The organism is Neorhodopirellula pilleata (assembly GCF_007859915.1).
GTDB lineage: Bacteria > Planctomycetota > Planctomycetia > Pirellulales > Pirellulaceae > Rhodopirellula > Rhodopirellula pilleata.
This window is the reverse complement of record NZ_SJPM01000008.1, coordinates 188,658-206,407: the sequence shown is the minus strand read 5'-3', so window position 1 is coordinate 206,407 and position 17,750 is coordinate 188,658. Positions and strand designations below refer to the sequence as shown.

The following is a 17,750-nucleotide window of genomic DNA, read 5'->3' as shown; positions in this document are numbered from 1 at the left end:
CTTCTTGAACAGAGGACTTGAGCTTCGGCTAGTGGCACTGGCTTCGGGCAGCGACTTACGGACCAGCCAAGAAAAAGATTCGAACTCAAACCACGCCTCGCCGCGAAGTCAAATCCTTATTGGTTCGTCGCGTTCATTCTCATCCGGTAATCAGAATGACCGATCGGCTTTGTATACGCGCCTACTCGCAGGCGCATTTGATCATGCTTCATCCTCCGTTAGCTCGATGAAGTTTTCGGTATGGTAGCCGGAATACAATTGGCCCGTCTGGTGGTCTGCAACGACACAATGGCCCGGCATGTTCGGGATCTCGCCGAAGTAGATATACGTGCGGCCATCAACGAATGGATATTTTGCGTGGTAGTCATTGGGCAGAGAATCAAAATTGAAACGCACCAAGCTCAGGTAGCGTGGGCAGCTTGCAGGCGATGAGTCATCAGCTTCTGTCATAGGGCGTCGTAGAGTTTCATCTGTGTTTAGTCGACGAACGGCAGCCATCACCCGGCACGCGCGAGAAAGGCTTCCATGTCAAAAAACGGCCAATCGCGTGCTCGGCGTGCATGGCTTTGTTATCGGATTCTTGTTCAGTCCCAGTAGTTGAAGATGATCTCGCCGGACACGCGTGGTTTATGCACGATGATTTGATCGTATTCTGTGTCCGAAACATCAACAAGCTCCATATCGTGCGGCGAAATGTTTAGGTCAGCAACACGCAGTAGCGTGTAACCATCAACCGCGTTCCAGTAAGTGGCATAGTCAGGTCGCTCAATGAACTTGTGAATCAAATCACCAATGGGCATCTTTTCCGCGAAGGCGAGGACCGGATAGTGGGCATTGAACAGAATCACGAATGTTTCGGTACGAGTCTCAAACGTTGCGCTGGTGAAGTTCTTTTCTGTCGCCCCCGCCTTGCGGTCGATTGCGACGACATTCGCGCCTATATGTCTTGCAAATGCGTAACAGTGGTTTAGGAACTCGGCTTCGTCGGTCGACGGTGGTGGCGGATCGAGATAGTAGTGAAACCCCGTGATACCGTAGGGAGGCCTGTGCATTTCAGGACGGTTCTTATTCCGATAACGATACGGATCACGTGGTCGCCGCGAACGACCAACCACTCCAATAAACTCAACTCGGCGACTCACGTGCATCCGCTGGTTCTGTCATTCTTCCAGTGCATCGCCAAACCAACGTAACAATAGAAGCGGCTCCAAGCCCAAAACCAAGTCCGTAAAGAACTGCGAGCGCAAGTGTTTGTGGAACAAGGAATTCTTCTCGCAGATTCCGTTCAGAAATTGTCTTCAATTTTAATCTGATTTGCAACTGACACTGCCTCCACCCATCGCGATAAGCATCGATTACATGACCGGGGGCGTGGATGATGTTTGACGGAACCATCGGATTCTCTTCAGGTGCATTCCAAAGCTTCTGACCCTCGAAGCTGATGTCATCGACGAAGTAATCCCGACATTCCTCCCAGCCCCAAAAGTGGTCACGCAGATATTCCGCATGTCCGTCGACCGTGACGTCTCGTTTTTCTACCATTGAAAAATAGGTGATGTCGCGATCAAACTCAGACGGCATGTTCGGAGTCGTGTATTGAATTACCGATTCATTCAGGACGCGACGAGGCCAGTTTGCCACTGTGTAAAAAGCCCAACACGCAGATAAAGCGAAAAACGCGGCGAGTGCGAAACAGCGAAATATGGTTCGACCTCGTATTTGACAGAACGTCCGCCGTCACCGGGCGGCGAGTGTTAAACTAACCATCAGAAAACGCGTTGACGCCGCTCCGGTGCACGGCATGGTTATCCGCCGTTCGTTGGTTCCGTATTGGATCGTGAAATTGCAGCGTGTATCAAGTAGGTTGATAAGGCGGCTAGCGAAAGACGAAACACAAAAAAGATCAGCGGGTAAATCTTCGGGGGATGCGAGACAGGGATGAGCTCGATCATTGCAGGAACAAGAAAGGCGGCAAGCCAAATTAGCAGGTTGACCACGACGAGTTTGTTGCCATTGGAATCGGCCATTGTTCTTTGTCCAATATGGGGTTGCTGGTGCGGCGGTCGGTGCGTTCAGGCTAGCAGCACAGGGACCTGAAAGCGCGGCGGAGTGCCACATAGTATCAAACTGGCTCGTAGGGCGGACTTTGTGGGCGGTGTCGATTGACGGTCGCCGCGCCAAAGAACTTGAAAATCAACTTGGGTCGGGACTCCACACGTCTTACTGTCGTGAATTCAGTCGGATAACAACATAATTATACAGGTTTGAACCGGTATATGCTCATATACCGGGCTTTATCTTGCCAATATATCCCGCTGATGCCTGGAGAGCTAGCCAGAAACCACTAGGCTGCGAAGGCGATCTGTGGGTCTGGGTTGGCTGGGCGATTAAGGAGTCTTGCCTTCACCGTGGGGGTTTGCTCAGACGAATGATGAGTTTCTTCGGCGGATGGTACCGATTCGGTGGGCGAGATGGTCCGGCAATGGATTCCGGTATCGATTCGACGTTAATCAGGCAACCTGACGCTGGACGGTTCTGTGGGCGGATAGTTCGCCAACGCGAGCCGATTTTTGTGTTTGAGTCGGTTGCGTCAGCGGGGCACTCGGCTGTCCAATACAATTTCCCACGGGGGCGCTCGCAGCGCCGACGACGTTTTTCGCCCATGAGTCTTTTGCCGTGTCAAAGAGTCCCGACCGATTCGGATCGTCGATCCTCGCCGTGATGCTGTGTTTGCTCGCGACGTTCGCCAGTTCACTCGGCTCAGGCTCGTGCCACGCGGCTGAATTGGACGACGCGATCGAGGCGTTCAATCACGGTCGATACGCGGAAGCGACTCGGATCGCATCGGAAAGAGTCGAGCAGGGAGTTTGGTTGGAACGATGGCCGGTGTTGTTGATCGAGTGTCAATTGACGACCGGAAAATATGCCGACGCACTGCAAACCTATCGCGACGCGATCACGCGGTATTCGTCGAGCATCGTGCTGCGGCGGTTGGGGCTCGACGTGCTGCGACTCAATGGGCTTCTCGAAGACGCGGACGTTGCCGAACTGCAACTGCAGGCGGTCTTGCAACGCTCGTTGTTAGGATACATTTCGCGGGACAACATGGTCGCCGCCGGCCGCTACCTCGCCGACAAGGGCGAAGACGCCCGCAAGATTTTGGAACTGTTTTACGACCGTGTCCGGGACCGTGACCCGGATTATCTCGAAGCGTATCTCGCGACGGCGGAGCTCGCGATCGAGAAAGGCGACGACTCCGTCGCCGCAAAAACACTCAGTGACGCGGCCAAGCTTGGCGAGTCCGATCCGCGGATCGACTGGCTGTTGGCAAAGTCTCTCTTGTCGTCTGATTTGGCCGCCGCGATCGAGGCATTGAATCGCGCACTGAAGATCAACCCGCGACTTCCGCAAGCCCAGCAAATGTTGGCCGAGCTGGCGATCGATGGGGAACGGTATGATGAGGCGGAGGATGCGATCACAGAAATGCTCAAGGTCAACCTTCATGACCAGAAGGCCTGGGCCCTGTTAGCGGTGCTGGCGCACATTCGCGGTGATTACGAGATCGAAAAGCTGATGCGTGCGGCCGCTTTGTCGACATGGGAAAAGAATCCCCATGTGGACCATTTGATCGGTAAGAAGCTTTCTCGCAAGTACCGATTCGCCGAAGCAGCCGAGTATCAAAACCGTGCGCTGGAGATGGAACCGAAGTATTCTGCGGCGATTCTCGCACTCTCACAGGACCTATTGCGACTCGGGGACGAGGCCGTCGGCTGGGAATTGGCCAACGAAGTGGTTGAGCTCGATCCGTACAACGTCGTCGCTTACAACCTTTTGACTCTCAAAGACGAGATCGACGGATACGTGATCCTCGAACAAGACGGTATTCGTGTTCGGATGGAACGGGTCGAAGCGAACGTCTATGGGGAAGTGGTGTTGAAGCTGTTGTCCGAAGCCAAAGCGACGTTGTGCGAAAAGTACAAGGTCAACCTGACCAATACGATCTCCGTCGAGATCTATCCGCGTCAATCGGATTTCGCGATTCGCACGTTCGGTTTGCCGGGCGGTGCCGGTTATCTCGGTGTGTGTTTCGGCCGCGTCATCACGGCGAACAGTCCCGCCTCCCAGGGCGAACGACCGGCGAATTGGCGTAGCGTGTTGTGGCACGAGTTGTGCCATACCGTGACCTTGGAGAAAACTCGCAACCGGATGCCCCGTTGGCTCAGCGAAGGGATATCGGTCTACGAAGAACGCTTGCGTGATCCGACGTGGGGTGAGTCGATGACGCCGACCTACCGTCAGATGCTCTTGAATGAGCAGCGGACGCCGGTGAGTGACTTGAGCGCGTCGTTTCTCAATCCCGCTTCTCCGATGCATCTTCAGTTTGCGTACTACCACAGTTCGTTGGTCATCGAGTTCATCGTCGATCGATACTCGATGGATGCCTTGCTCGCGATTTTGGATGATCTGGCCGCAGGGCTGCTTATCAACGATGCGTTGACTCGACACGTCGGTTCGCTCGCGAAACTGGATCAGCAGTTCGACGAGTTCGCGATCGAAGTCGCCAACGACCTTGGTCCGGTGATGAAGTGGGATCGAGAGGACTTACCCGAGTCGACGGATTTAGCGACGTGGCGAGGATGGTTGCGAATGCATCCGACCAATTATTGGGGGTTGCGGCGTCATGCCGAGTTGGCGATCGCGAAGAAAGAGTTTGCCGAAGCTAAGCGTTCGTTGCAGACGATCGAGTTGCTCGGTGGGATGACGAACGAGCGAAATGGACCGATGGAATGGATGGCGACGATCGAGCAAGAGATCGGCGACAAGGAATCTCGGCGTCAAGTTCTGTCAGGAATCTTGCGTCGATCCAGCGATGCGTTGGCTTTGATGACGGATATGATCGCGATGGACTTGGAGGAGGAACGCTGGGAAAGCGTCGTCGATTTGGCCGACCAGGCGATCGGCGTTCAGCCACTTCGGATCGAACTTCATGACGCGATGGCGACCGCCGCGATGAAATCCGGCCAGCCTGACCGGGCGATCGCGGCGTTGGAGTCGATGACGGCCCTCAAGCCGCTCGATCCGATCGCTCATGATTACCGATTGGCGCAGGCCCACCATCTGGCGGGCGAAGAGTCAGCCGCCAAGCGGCACGTGTTGCGTGCGTTGGAACAGGCCCCACGTTATCGCGATGCATTGCAGTTGTTGTTGGAGATCGTCCAAGCGGATGGCGTCCCAGCGGCGAACGCCCCAACGCAAAATGAAGAAAAGGTCGAACCATAATGTTTCGAATTTCAACGAGAGTAATACGAATGGGGATCGTTGCCACGGTGGTCTTGGCCCTGGCGGCGACGGTGGTGGCTCAGCGTTCGAGGTGGCGATCGTCGGGGATGTTGCCGGCGGATCGAAACGGCGTGCCCACTTGGGACGTCGACCCCAGGTTCCCGCACGACCTGTTCACGTTTGTGCGAGTTGAGTACGACTCTTACGGAGGCCGCGGTGGAGGCGGCGGGTGCTGGACGGATTACCCCGACAGCGATCTGAACTTCTCGTTGCGGTTGCAACAATTGACAACCATGAAGGTGAACCCCGATCCGATCACACTGCGTTTGACCGACGAAAGCCTGTTTGATTATCCATTTCTCTACATGATCGAACCGGGTTCGTTGGTTTTCAGCGAGGCGGAAGTGGAGGCGTTACGGAACTATTGCCTTCGCGGCGGGTTTCTAATGGTGGACGACTTTTGGGGCGATTCCGAGTACGAGAACCTACGTGACGAATTGAAACGCGTGTTCCCCGATCGCGATCCTGTCGAACTCCCACTCTCGCATGAGATTTTTCACTGTGTTTACGATCTTAAGGAAAAGCCGCAAGTCCCCGCGATCAATGCCGCGCGGCGAGGCTTTAATGGCGAGGTCGGTTCGTGGGAGTGGGCTCGGGATGGAAGCGACACGAGTACGCCACACTACCGCGCGATCAACGACGACGAGGGACGCATCATGATTCTGATTTGCCATAACACGGATTTGGGCGACGGTTGGGAACGCGAAGGCGAAGACCAATGGTACTTCGACGAGTTCAGCGTCAAGAAGGCCTACCCGATGGGGATCAACATTGTTACCTATGCCATGACTCACTAGCGGCGCGTTGATTTAGTTTGCATCGTAACCCGAAGCGTAAGCGAGGGATATATACAGAGGATTGAATTGCGTTGAATCCCTCGCTTACGCTTCGGGTTACGATTAAGTCAAATCCCTCGCCCATAAATCAAATCCCTCGCTCACGCTTCGGGTTACGATTAGATCAACTGCCCGCTAGCGGACGGGGAAAGCTAAACATTTGAGTAGCCGGAGTCGCAAGACTTCGGTTTTTGGTGAGGAGCTACCCTGAACTCTCGCGAGTCCAGCTACTAATGTCACGCGAAGTTTTAAAGATTCCAGTTCACTACGCTACATCATTTTCCGAACTCACTTCGAAAAGATCCTATGCTCACCGTCGAAGAAGAAGGCCAAGTCGTCCAGCAGATCGCCGAAGGGCGGAAACGAATCGAAGCCGAGTTGTCGAAAGTCATCGTTGGACAACACGACGTGATCGAGCAATTGTTGATTTGTCTGTTTGCCGGTGGTCACTGTTTAATCACCGGTGCTCCGGGACTGGCCAAGACGTTGCTGGTTAGCAGCGTTTCAAAAATCTTCCACCTGAATTTCCAACGCATCCAATTCACGCCCGACTTGATGCCGGCGGATATCACTGGGACCGAAATTCTGGAACAGACCGAATCGGGGCATCGTGCCTTGCAGTTCGTCAAAGGTCCGATATTTGCCAATGTGATCTTGGCCGACGAGATCAACCGAACGCCTCCAAAAACACAGGCCGCTTTGCTTGAAGCGATGCAAGAACACCAAGTAACCGCCGGCGGGAAACGCTACGAACTCGAAGAACCTTTCTTTGTCCTCGCGACGCAAAACCCGATCGAGATGGAAGGCACTTACCCGCTGCCCGAAGCTCAATTAGACCGGTTTCTGTTCAATGTCTTGATCGATTACTTGTCGCCTGAAGATGAGTTGTCGGTGGTAATGCAGACGACGGCCCAGCGTCCCGAGCCGATCGAACCGATTTTCACCGGGGAAGATGTCTTGAAATTCCATGCTGCCGTTCGTCGCGTTCCGATTGCTCGTGAGGTTGCCGAGTATGCGGTGAAGCTAGTCGGTGCGACGCGGCCCGGTCGCGAAGGCACGCCGGATTTCATTAATCAGTACGCTAGCTGGGGCGCGGGATTGCGGGCGGCGCAGACGTTGGTTCTGGGCGGCAAGGCTCGGGCGCTGCTCAACGGGAACGCTCACGTGCAATACGACGACATCGCGCGACTGGCTCATCCGACGCTTCGCCATCGCTTGCTGCTCAGCTACAAGGCCGAGGCCGAGGGACTGACCGTTGAGAACGTGATCGATCAACTCTTGCAAACCGTTCGCCATGGATAGTATCGACCTGATGATCGATCCATCGGCGGTGATGCAGATCAAAAATCTGCAGCTACGCGCCAAAGTGATCGTCGAGGGATTTTTCAGTGGTCTGCACCGCAGTCCGTTGCACGGCGCATCGGTCGAGTTCAGTGAATACCGCGCGTATTCACCCGGCGATGATGTCCGTGGGGTGGACTGGAAATTGTTCGCACGGAGTGATCGTTATTTCATCAAGAAGTTTGAAGATGAAACGAACCGGGATTGCCATCTGATCGTTGACCAGAGTCGTTCGATGGGTTTCGGTAGCCTCGGCTACACCAAGATGCAGTTCGCCCAATCGCTCGCCGCTTCGCTGGCTTACTACCTGCTTTTGCATCGCGATCGCGTGGGCTTGATGACGTTGGATTCGTCGATCGGAGACGTCGTCCCGTGTGGGAACCGAACCGGGCACCTGCGACGTTTATTGGCTTGTTTGTCTCGAGAGGTGTCGGGCAACGAGACGGATTTGCGAACGCCGCTCGGTCAAGTGGCGGCATTGACGCGTCGACGCGGTATGGTCGTTTTGTTGAGCGATTGTTTGACGCCGATCCCACCGCTCGAAGAAGGATTGAAATTGCTTCGCTCACGCGGGCACGAGGTGATCATTCTGCGAGTGCTCGACCCGGCCGAAACTACCTTGTCGATGGACCAACCGAGTGAACTGGTCGACATGGAAACGGGGCGGAGGTTTTACGTCGATCCGCAATCGGCCCGGGAGGACTATGTTCGTGCGTTCGAGGAGCATCAAACGTCGTTGGTTGAAACATGCGACCGTTTGGGTGTTCATTACTATCGATGCTTGACGGATGAACCGCTCAAGGATGCGTTATCCGGATTTGTGTTGGCTCATCAACGGAGGGTTCTGACGAATCGAAATCGACGATGAGCTTTTTGGCACCTTTTTATCTGCTCGGCGCGTTATCGGTTTTGGCTCCGATCGTGTTTCATCTGATCCGCCGGCAACCCAAGGGTGCGATTCCGGTTAGTTCGTTGATGTTCTTGCGACCAACGCCACCGCGATTGACCCGACGCAGTCGACTCGATGATTGGCCTTTGCTGATTCTTCGTGGACTGATCCTATTGTTGATCGCGGCAGCTTTCGCCCGCCCGTTTCTGAACGAGTCGGCCACAACGATGGAAGCGGGTGTCAACCGCCGCGTGGTTGTCTTGATCGATACCAGCGCGAGTATGCGACGCGAGGAAATTTGGACGGATGCCAAAACCGTGGCGATCGATGCGATCCATCAGTTAGCGTCCAACGACGCGATCGCGGTGTTTTCGTTCGATCGCAAAATCCAATTGCGTTTCGCCACTTCGTTGGATGGTGCCGCCGAGTCCGCTCCGACCGATCGCGATACCGAACTCGCCGTGGAAGCGATCAATGAACTGAATCCCACTTGGCATGCGACTGATTTTGCAGCTGCGCTCAAAGACGTCGCTCAGTGGACTCAATCGTGGGGAGATGACTCGTCATCGGGAGCGGAAGCCTCCCCGGTCCACATCGTGTTGGTCTCGGACATGCAAACCGGAAAGGGCATCGAAAGTCTTCAGGCGTACCCGTGGCCGGACAACGTGTCGGTTTCGGTTGAGAGACTGGAGCCAATCTCCGAGGGAAACGCTTCTGCGGTCGTGATGGCGGGCGTTGGGCAAGACGGACGTATTCCGATTCGGGTTACCCGAGACGCATCGGGCACGACATCGCCGATCAGTATTCGTTGGCAAAGCGAATCGCTAGAACCTGATGAAAGCCAATGGCGGACGATCGATTTATCGAGCGGTCAAACCCAGACGATTCAGCTCGAACTCCCGGAGGCGAAAACGGCGAGATTGACACTCCGAGGGGATGAGCAATCGTTCGACAACACGCGGCATTTCTTGACACCTGAACCTTTAAAGCTGGATCTTGTTTACCTTGGCGGGTCAGCCGATGAACGTTCCAACGACGCCGAGTTCTTTCTGCGGAAGGTTCCCTTTGATGACGATGGCCGGAGGGTCGAGGTGACATCATGGACCGCCGAAACAATCGACGAGGAATTGGACCCCGCCGTATGTCCGCTCGTGATCGTTGTGGATCCTACTGAAGTGTCCGATCGATCGAGAACGGATCGTCTGAAATCCTATGTGCAATCCGGCGGGACGTGTCTGTTGGTTCTGGGTAATCCGATGGAGGGTCGCAAGGCTGCCGGCGATAAAGATCAATGGAACGACCTACTTGAGATGCAGATCGACGAAGCCTCGGTATCCGACTACGCAATGATCTCTTACGTCGACTTTCGTGATCCGGTGTTCGAGCCGTTTGCGTTGCCTCAATTTAGCGATTTCACCAAGATTCGATTTTGGTCTTACCGGCGGTTGAGCCTTATGCCCGATTCTTGGAAAACGGTGGTGTCGTTCGATGGCGGCGACCCGTTGTTATTAAAGAAGCGTTTAGGAAACGGCCACATTTGGTTGATGACGGCGGGTTGGCAGCCGTCGGCCAGCCAGTTCGCGTTGTCGAGCAAGTTCGTTCCGATGATGACTCAGTTGTTCGAAAGCGGGATCGCGTCGCGTCCGATCGCCTCAGCGGTGACCGTCGGCGATACCATTGAAGGGCTGAGCAACCCGAAAGCGGCATTAACGCGACTCGACGAACAATTGAATCCGATCGGACCGATCGATCCGGAATCGGGGATTACGGAACCGGGCTACTACCGGCTTACCGAGGATGATCGGTCGTTTGACTTCGTCGCCAACCTCGACGAGTCCGAAAGCCGAGTCGCCGTTGTTGATGAGGAACGTTTGGAGCAGTTGGGCGTTCCGTTGAAGACACAAATCAGTCGCACCGTTCAGGTGGACTACGAAAGACAATTAAGACATCGTGAACTCGAGAACCGACAGCGGTGGTGGCAGATTCTGCTGCTCGTCGCACTCGTGTTGATCGCCGTGGAAACCTTATGGGGAAGTCGTCGTGCAAGACAAATTGCTTGAACAGATTGAGACCATCGCGAATCGTTATCGCAAACTCAGGATGCTGAAGTGGTCCGCGGCGGTGATCGCGATCGGCGTTTTGCTCGCGGTGATCGTTGCGATCGCGTCGGACCGTGGCTGGTTGATGCGAACGACGTTCGAACCGATTCCGCTTGTCATTGGGATTGTTGCGTTCACGTTCATCGGGTTGATGATCGTTCGCATCGTCGCTTATCGCAGTTTTCAAACGCCGAACCTGATCGCTAGAGAAGTTGAACGGGCTTTCCCAGATCTGGGGCAAAAGCTGCTCACTGCGGTGGAACAAACTCAATCCGGCCGTCCGCTCGGGTTCTTGCAACAACGCGTCGTCGAGCAAGCATACCTCCACGCAACGAAGAATCCTTGGCGGAATACGGTCGCCGAGAGCAAGCTACGAGTCGGTCGTTTGGCAAATTCCGCGTTGGCATTCGTGCTAGTTGTCTTGGTGGCGTTCTTGATCTTCAAACCGTTGCCGCCGTCGAATTCGTTCGCGTCGAATCTACCGATGACCAACCCCGATATCGTGATCGAACCCGGATCGATCGAACTGGAACGCGGTTCGAGTTTGGTTGTTACGGCGGATTGGGGGCAAACCGATCCATCGCGTTTACCGGCACTCGATCCTGAATTATTGACATCCGTTGGAGATCAATCGCCGAGCCGCATGGCGATGCGCCGCAATTTGGCCGACCCGGTATGGGCGGTCGCGATGACTGACGTGAGGGAATCGTTCGACTATCGCGTCGAGTCCGTTTCCGGCACCTCGGCTTTCCAAAGCGAAGTCTATCGGATCGACGTGTTTGAGTATCCCAAGGTCACGAGGACCGATGCGGCACTCACGTTTCCCGCCTACACGCATCAAGAACCCACGACCGTGAACGATACCGTCCGTGTCACCGTCGCCGAAGGAACCGATGTCACGTGGTTGTGCACCGTCAATCAACCGCTCGAGTCCGCCGTTATGCTCGATCAGGATGGAGCGAGTATCCCGATGACGCCGCATGATACTGACCCGCTAGTTTGGTCGGCTAACATGACGATGCGACAAAGCAATGTGTTTGCCGTTCGCTTGATCGACACGGCAGGTCGCGAGAACCAGTACACGATCGAGCTAACGTGCAAGGTTTTGGCCAACCAACCGCCCAAGTTTGATCTGACCGGAGCCGGCGACGCGATCGTTTCGGCGCTTGAAGAATTCCCCGTCGCCGCCAAAGTGACCGATGACTTTGGGGTCATTCGTTCGGGCGTTCGATACACGTTCGACAGAATGCCGGAACAGGAACTCTCACTCGGTGAATCCTCGTCCGATCCACCGCAACGCAAGATCGAGGTTTCGCATCTGTTTGAATTTGAACGATTCGACGCCGTCCCTGACCAACTGCTGGCCTATTCGTTTTGGGCCGAAGACATCGGACCCGACGGAGAAGTTCGACACGTCGACAGTGACCTGTTCTTCGCAGAGGTGCGGCCGTTCGAGGAGATCTACCGCCAAGGCCAACAACCGCCGAGTTCGGGACAGCCCGGCGAGCAATCCGAAAACACTCAGAAGGCTGAGAAACTGCTCGAACTTCAGAAACAGATCATTCAAGCGACTTGGAACCAAGCGAGAACACTGACGAGCAAGCCTACAGACAAAATGATCGAGGATGTAGCCGTCATCGCGGAGTCGCAAAACGATGCGATCGCACAGTTGGATGAACTCAAAGCAGAAGTACGCGATCCCGAATCGATCGAACATATCGATGCCGCCGGCAAGGCGATGAACGACGCTGTGCAGGTGCTTGACAACTTCAAGGCTGGAACCGATGCGGACCAGCTGAATAATTCGCTGAAGAAAGCTTTGACGGCCGAGCAAAATGCGTACTCCAGCTTGCTCAAGCTGCGAGCACGCGAGTTCGAAGTGTCGAAGTCGCAATCTCAACAATCCAGCAGTAGCCGTGCCGGTGCACAAAATCGTCAGCGACAGCTCGACGAACTTGAACTCGACGAGGACGAGAACCGGTACGAAACTCAAGCAACGGCCGAACAATCTGCGGGGCAAAGCGAGCAGCGCGAAACGCGACAGATCCTCAGCCGACTTCGAGAACTCGCCCAACGCCAACAAGATCTCAACAAAGAGATCGCCCAACTGCAGTCGGCATTGCAGCTCGCCAAAACGGAAGAAGAAAAGGAAGAAGTCCAGCGACTTCTGAAACGACTCCGCGAACAACAGGAGGAGATTCTACGTCAGGCGGACGAAACTCAAGAACGAATGCAGTCCGCCGAAAACTCGGAGACCATGCGACAGGCGAGCGAGCAACTGCAGGAAACTCGCGAAAATCTCCGACAAGCGGGCGAAGCCATGGACCAACAGGACGCCGCGACCGCACTGAGCCAAGGCAAGCGGGCCGAACGAGAGCTGAAGGAACTGCGCGACGAAGTTCGAACCCAGGCGGCCGATCAGTTCCAAGAGGCGATGCGGCAAATGCAGTTCGACGCCAATGAACTCGCCGAACAACAACAAGAAATCTCCGAACAAATGCAACAGCCTTCTGCACCGGAGAAAACCCCCGGACTGCGTGCGGACCAATCACGCGATCAAACGGCGGAGGATTTGCAAGCACAGCAACAACGACTCGAGAACCTGCTCGAGCAAATGCAGGAAACCGTGTCGCAGTCGGAAACCGCCGAGCCGTTGCTCGCTGAAAAACTTTATGAATCATTCCGCGAAACGCAGCAGCGTCAAACTTCTCAAAGACTCGATCAAGCCGAACAGTTGTGGAAACGTGGCTTCGATGTCCAAGCCAATGAAATGAATGAATCGGCAACCGAGGCGATCGACAAACTCAAGAGTCAGATCGATTCCGCAGCGGAGAATATCCTCGCAAGTGAAACCGAAAGCCTGCGGGAGGCGATGCGACAGCTCGAGTCGCTGCAAGAATCCTTGGATGCGGAGTTGGGGCAAGAAGGTGGGCAGGAGACAGGAGGACAGGAGACAGGTCGACAGGAGACAGGTCGACAGGAAAAAGGTGAGCAACAACCTAATGGGCAACAAGCCGGTGAACAGCAATCCGGTGAACAGCAATCCGGTGGGCAAAAACCAGATGGGCAAGAACCAAGTGGACAAGAACCAAGTGGGCAAAAACCAGGTGGACAACAATCAAGCAGACAGCAGCCAAGTGGACAGCAGCCAGATGGACAAGAACCACGTGGAGAGCAGCCTGGCGGGCAACCGACGGGGGGGCAACCTTCGCCTGGTTCGCAATCTGGTCCTACTTCTCAGGGGCTCAGCATGGGTACTGCCGCTGGTGCTCTACCAGGTCAGGGCGGTGCGTTCGCGGGCGGGCCTTTGACCGGCGATGGATTCCGTGAGTTCTCCGATGGTTTGCGTGACGTCGAAGAAATGGTTCAGGACCCCGAATTGAGATCGCGGGCGGCGCAGATTCGCCAACGCGCTCGCGAGGTTCGAGCGGAGTTTCAACGCAACTCCAAAACGCCGCAGTGGGATTTGGTGGAAGAAATGATTGCCACTCCACTACGCGAATTGCGGCGGGACGTTTCCGAAGAATGGATGCTCCGTTCGGGCGACCGAGACACGCTCGTACCGATCGACCGCGACCCCGTGCCGGAAGTTTACTCCGACAGCGTTCGGCAGTATTACGAAAATCTCAGCTCACAAAGTACCCCGTAAGTCTTCTCTTGTTCGAATACATTTCAACGACGATCGATTCCATCTACTGGGAAAACTCTCAGTGGCTCGCGCCTGCTTGTTTGGCGGCGGTCGTGCTTTCGATCTTGGTGATTCTTTCCTACCGAAAGATTCGTTTACCGACGGGGCTGAAGGTTCTCGCGGTGACGTTGAAAATTATCGCGATCGGATTGATGCTGCTGTGCGCCCTCAAGCCGATGCGCCGGATTGACCGTGCCAGTCCGATGGCGAACCTGTTTCCGATCTTGGTCGATGACAGTCGTAGCATGAACCTGCATACCGGCGACGCGAGCTTTGGCGATGCGGTGGTGGGCAATCCGAAACCCTCTCGAGGCGAGACGGTTCAATCGCTGCTCGATCCAGAATTGGATTGGCGGACGACCTTGGAACAGACCTTTGACGTGCGTCCCTACCGGTTTGATTCGCAACTCAGCCGGATCCGATCGGCAACCGACTTATCGTTTCAACGAAATCAATCAGCGATCGCGGGTTCGTTGGGGACGATTCGCGAGCGACTCGACGGGCGTCCTGTCGGCGGAATCCTATTACTAACCGATGGCAACGATACGTCCGCCGTCGATCGCCAAGCCCAAGATTGGACCGAGTATGGCGTTCCGATTTATCCGGTCTTGTTGGACGATGGTGGCGTCACACCGGACGCGGCGATCACGGACGTGAGTGTCACCACGACTAACTTCGCGACCGCGCCTGTCACGGTCATCGGAAAGCTGCGTGCGATCGGGATGAAAGGCGAATCACTCACCGCAGCGTTATTGAATTCTGACGGTGAGTCGGTCGAGGAGATCGATATCACCGTCGACGGCGACGATTATCTGCACGAGGTTCGATTTCAGTTTCGACCCGAATCAGCCGGTTTGCAGTTTTATTCGGTCGTGGCCTATCACACCGATGATGCCGATGCGGTGCGGAACGTGACCGACAATCCTTCGCTCCACGAAGCAACATTGATAAACAACCGTTATGTCGTTTCGGTTGACCGGGGTGTTGGACCGTTTCGCGTGTTGTATGTCGCCGGACGGCCGAACTGGGAATTCAAGTTCCTGCGTCGGGCACTCTCGGCCGATCCCGAAGTGCAGTTGGTGGGCTTGCTGCGAATCGCTGACAAAGAACCCAAATTCAGCTTCCGAGCCAAAGGTGTCAACGGCAGCAATCCGTTGTTCGCGGGACTCGGCGATAACGAAGAGGAAACCCGCGAGCAGTACGACGAGCCCGTATTGATCCGCATGGGCGTGAAAGAATCCGAGGAACTCAGTGCGGGATTCCCGAAAACCGCCGAAGAACTATTCGCCTACCATGCGGTCATTCTGGACGACGTGGAGGCCAACTTTTTCTCGCTCGATCAGATGCGGCTACTGCGTCAATTCGTCAGCACCCGTGGAGGCGGCTTGTTGATGCTCGGTGGCCAGGAATCGTTTGATTCACAACCTTTCGCCGAGACCCCACTGGGGGACTTGTCGCCGGTTTATGCGGCCCGACGTCAAAACGCAAGTTTCGCCTCTCCGGTCCGGCTGCGATTAACCCGAGAAGGATTGTTGGAACCATGGGTGCGGTTGCGTCAGACCGAAGTGGCCGAAGACGAACGAATCGCCAAAATGCCGTCCTTTCAAACCGTCAACCGCGTCGAACAAATCAAACCCGGGGCCGTCGCGCTCGCACACGTCGAAGGTGACTCCCAAGGCGTTGCACCGGCGATCGTCGCACAGCGGTTCGGCAAGGGCCTGACCGCCGCCGTGTTGATCGGTGATCTATGGCGATGGACGATGCGATCCGAAGCGGACGTTGATAGCGACCCGTCGCAGGCGTGGCGACAGATCGTTCGTTACCTCGTTAGTCAATCACCGCGACGTGTCGAAACCGAAATCGTTCCCCACCCGGACGTGGATTCGATGGCGACGCTGCGTATTCAAGTCCGAGACGAGGCATTCCTGCCGCTCGAGAACGCGATCGTTGAAGTCCGTATACCACAACCCGACGCCGACGATCTTGTGATGTTGGCGAAACCTGATGCCCAAACCCTAGGCGTCTATGAGCTCGCCGTGCGAGGTGAAGACGAAAAAGGAACGGAGTTCGTCGTCGATGTCAAAGCGGCCGACGGCAGTCACGTCGACACAACGACGGCGGGTTGGGTCTCACACGCGTCGGGAAATGAGCTACGTCACATCGCGACGAATACCGCGTTTCTCGATCAACTTGCGTCGCAGACCGGCGGTGAAGTGATCACGATCGATCGGCTCGCTTCGTTCGTCAATGATCTTCCCAACCGCAAGGTGCCGGTGATGCAAACGGTATTCGAACCGCTGTGGCACACTCCCTGGTGGATGCTAGCGGCGATCGTCTGTTTGTGTGGAGAATGGGGACTACGTCGATGGAAGGGACTAGCATGATTCGTCTGAGCATTTTGTCGCTGACCGGGATCTTGCTTTGCGGAGTCGCTCGGTCGGCTCCGAATGATGCCGAAACTCAGATGGTCATCGTCGTCGGCGCAGGCGGAACCGATTCGTTCGAAAAACAATTCTCGCAAGTGGCGACCCAACTCGAAGACGTCGCCCAGACGGCTGATATGGTTTCGCAGACAATCGGCGCGTCCGACTTGCAAGATGACAAAAAAACCATCCGGGATCGTTTGCAAGAGGTGATGGTTTCGGTCAAGCGAGACGGCGAGCGTCCGCTGTGGATTGTCCTGATCGGTCACGGGACGTTCACGCGTGGAGTCGCCAAGTTCAACCTCACCGGACCAGACGTCTCCGCCGACGAACTCAACGATTGGCTTGAACCTATCGAGCGACCGATCGTGCTGATCAACACGAGTTCGGCCAGCGCCCCGTTCATCAATGCGCTATCCAAAAAAGGACGCACGATTGTCACGGCAACTCAGAGCGGCAACGAGGTCAACACGACCCGATTTGCGGAATTCTTTGCCAAAGCGATCGCGGATCCCAAGAGCGACCTCGATCACGACGACGCGATCTCGGTTTTTGAATCTGTCTTGGCCGCCGCGTCTCAGACGAAACAGTCCTATCAACGCGAAGATCGTTTGGCGACCGAACATGCCTTGATTGACGACAACGGCGATGGGCTCGGCACTCCGATTTTGAAGATCGACGAGTCGACCACTGACCCCATGAAGCTCGACGGACGCTCGGCTCGCAGGATCTCGATCTCTCTGCTAGACGGCCTAAAGTGGTCCGAAGAGCAATTGGCAGAACGAGCGAAGTTAGAGAGTCATCTGGAAGAATTGCGGCAACAAAAGGCAGACTTGGACGAAGCGGAATACGAACGGCAACTTGAGCAAATTTTGCTGAAGATAGCGAAGCTGTATCGTTCGGTTCACGAGCCGACCAGCTCGCCCCAACGTGTGCCCCAAGGGTAAATTCCGCCATCGTGGCATGGTGAATGTTAACAGCCACAAACTCTTTTAGATCCACTACCCTAACAGTAAGTTGTCCCAGACTGCTCGCCTCTTTTGAACAGGAAACGCACCTTGGCCTCCATTCGTCCACTCGCCGTTCGCCACGCGATCAATCAACCTTGCAACCCGATCTTACTCGGTTGCTTGC

At 55.4% G+C, this 17,750-nt stretch carries 11 protein-coding genes; 8 read left to right on the top strand and 3 right to left on the bottom strand.

Translation table 11 applies throughout. From position 1 onward, the window contains the following. Positions 1-201 precede the first annotated feature (201 nt). The 3 genes from Pla100_RS18700 to Pla100_RS18690 form a co-directional block, all read right to left on the bottom strand. On the bottom strand, positions 202-450 hold the full coding sequence (locus Pla100_RS18700; RefSeq protein ID WP_146579206.1) for a hypothetical protein: 249 nt from the start codon (positions 448-450) through the stop codon (positions 202-204). A gap of 134 nt (positions 451-584) precedes the next feature. Further along, positions 585-1,052 (bottom strand): hypothetical protein, encoded by a 468-nt coding sequence (locus Pla100_RS18695; protein WP_146579205.1) that lies wholly within the window; start codon positions 1,050-1,052, stop codon positions 585-587. A gap of 73 nt (positions 1,053-1,125) precedes the next feature. Continuing rightward, the gene (locus Pla100_RS18690) at positions 1,126-1,581 is read right to left on the bottom strand and encodes a hypothetical protein (protein ID WP_146579204.1); all 456 of its coding nucleotides are present in this window, start codon (positions 1,579-1,581) and stop codon (positions 1,126-1,128) included. A 1,095-nt stretch (positions 1,582-2,676) separates the two neighbouring features. Between Pla100_RS18690 and Pla100_RS18685 the strand changes: the two genes are divergently transcribed. From Pla100_RS18685 to Pla100_RS18655, 8 genes are all read left to right on the top strand, one after another. Continuing rightward, a complete protein-coding gene (locus Pla100_RS18685) occupies positions 2,677-5,280 on the top strand; it encodes a tetratricopeptide repeat protein (protein ID WP_231603211.1) in 2,604 nt (867 codons plus the stop codon). 29 nt (positions 5,281-5,309) lie between these two features. Continuing rightward, a complete protein-coding gene (locus tag Pla100_RS18680) occupies positions 5,310-6,137 on the top strand; it encodes a DUF4159 domain-containing protein (RefSeq protein WP_231603210.1) in 828 nt (275 codons plus the stop codon). Between the two features lie 345 nt (positions 6,138-6,482). Continuing rightward, positions 6,483-7,478: an AAA family ATPase gene (locus Pla100_RS18675; RefSeq protein WP_146579202.1), complete on the top strand. Its 996-nt coding sequence runs from the start codon at positions 6,483-6,485 to the stop codon at positions 7,476-7,478. Further along, positions 7,471-8,385 carry a DUF58 domain-containing protein gene (locus Pla100_RS18670; RefSeq protein WP_146579201.1) on the top strand — a complete coding sequence of 305 codons (915 nt, stop codon included), beginning with the start codon at positions 7,471-7,473 and terminating at the stop codon, positions 8,383-8,385. The genes Pla100_RS18675 and Pla100_RS18670 overlap by 8 nt, the downstream gene beginning before the upstream one ends. Next, the gene (locus tag Pla100_RS18665) at positions 8,382-10,466 is read left to right on the top strand and encodes a BatA domain-containing protein (protein WP_146579200.1); all 2,085 of its coding nucleotides are present in this window, start codon (positions 8,382-8,384) and stop codon (positions 10,464-10,466) included. The genes Pla100_RS18670 and Pla100_RS18665 overlap by 4 nt, the downstream gene beginning before the upstream one ends. Then, positions 10,447-14,154, top strand: coding sequence for a hypothetical protein (locus Pla100_RS31710; protein WP_231603209.1), 3,708 nt, complete (start codon positions 10,447-10,449; stop codon positions 14,152-14,154). Before Pla100_RS18665 ends, Pla100_RS31710 begins: the two co-directional genes overlap by 20 nt. A gap of 8 nt (positions 14,155-14,162) precedes the next feature. Continuing rightward, entirely contained in the window at positions 14,163-16,577 is a 2,415-nt protein-coding gene (locus tag Pla100_RS18660) for a glutamine amidotransferase (protein WP_231603208.1), read from the top strand. Next, positions 16,574-17,563, top strand: coding sequence for a gas vesicle protein GvpG (locus Pla100_RS18655; RefSeq protein WP_146579198.1), 990 nt, complete (start codon positions 16,574-16,576; stop codon positions 17,561-17,563). The genes Pla100_RS18660 and Pla100_RS18655 overlap by 4 nt, the downstream gene beginning before the upstream one ends. Positions 17,564-17,750 lie beyond the last annotated feature (187 nt).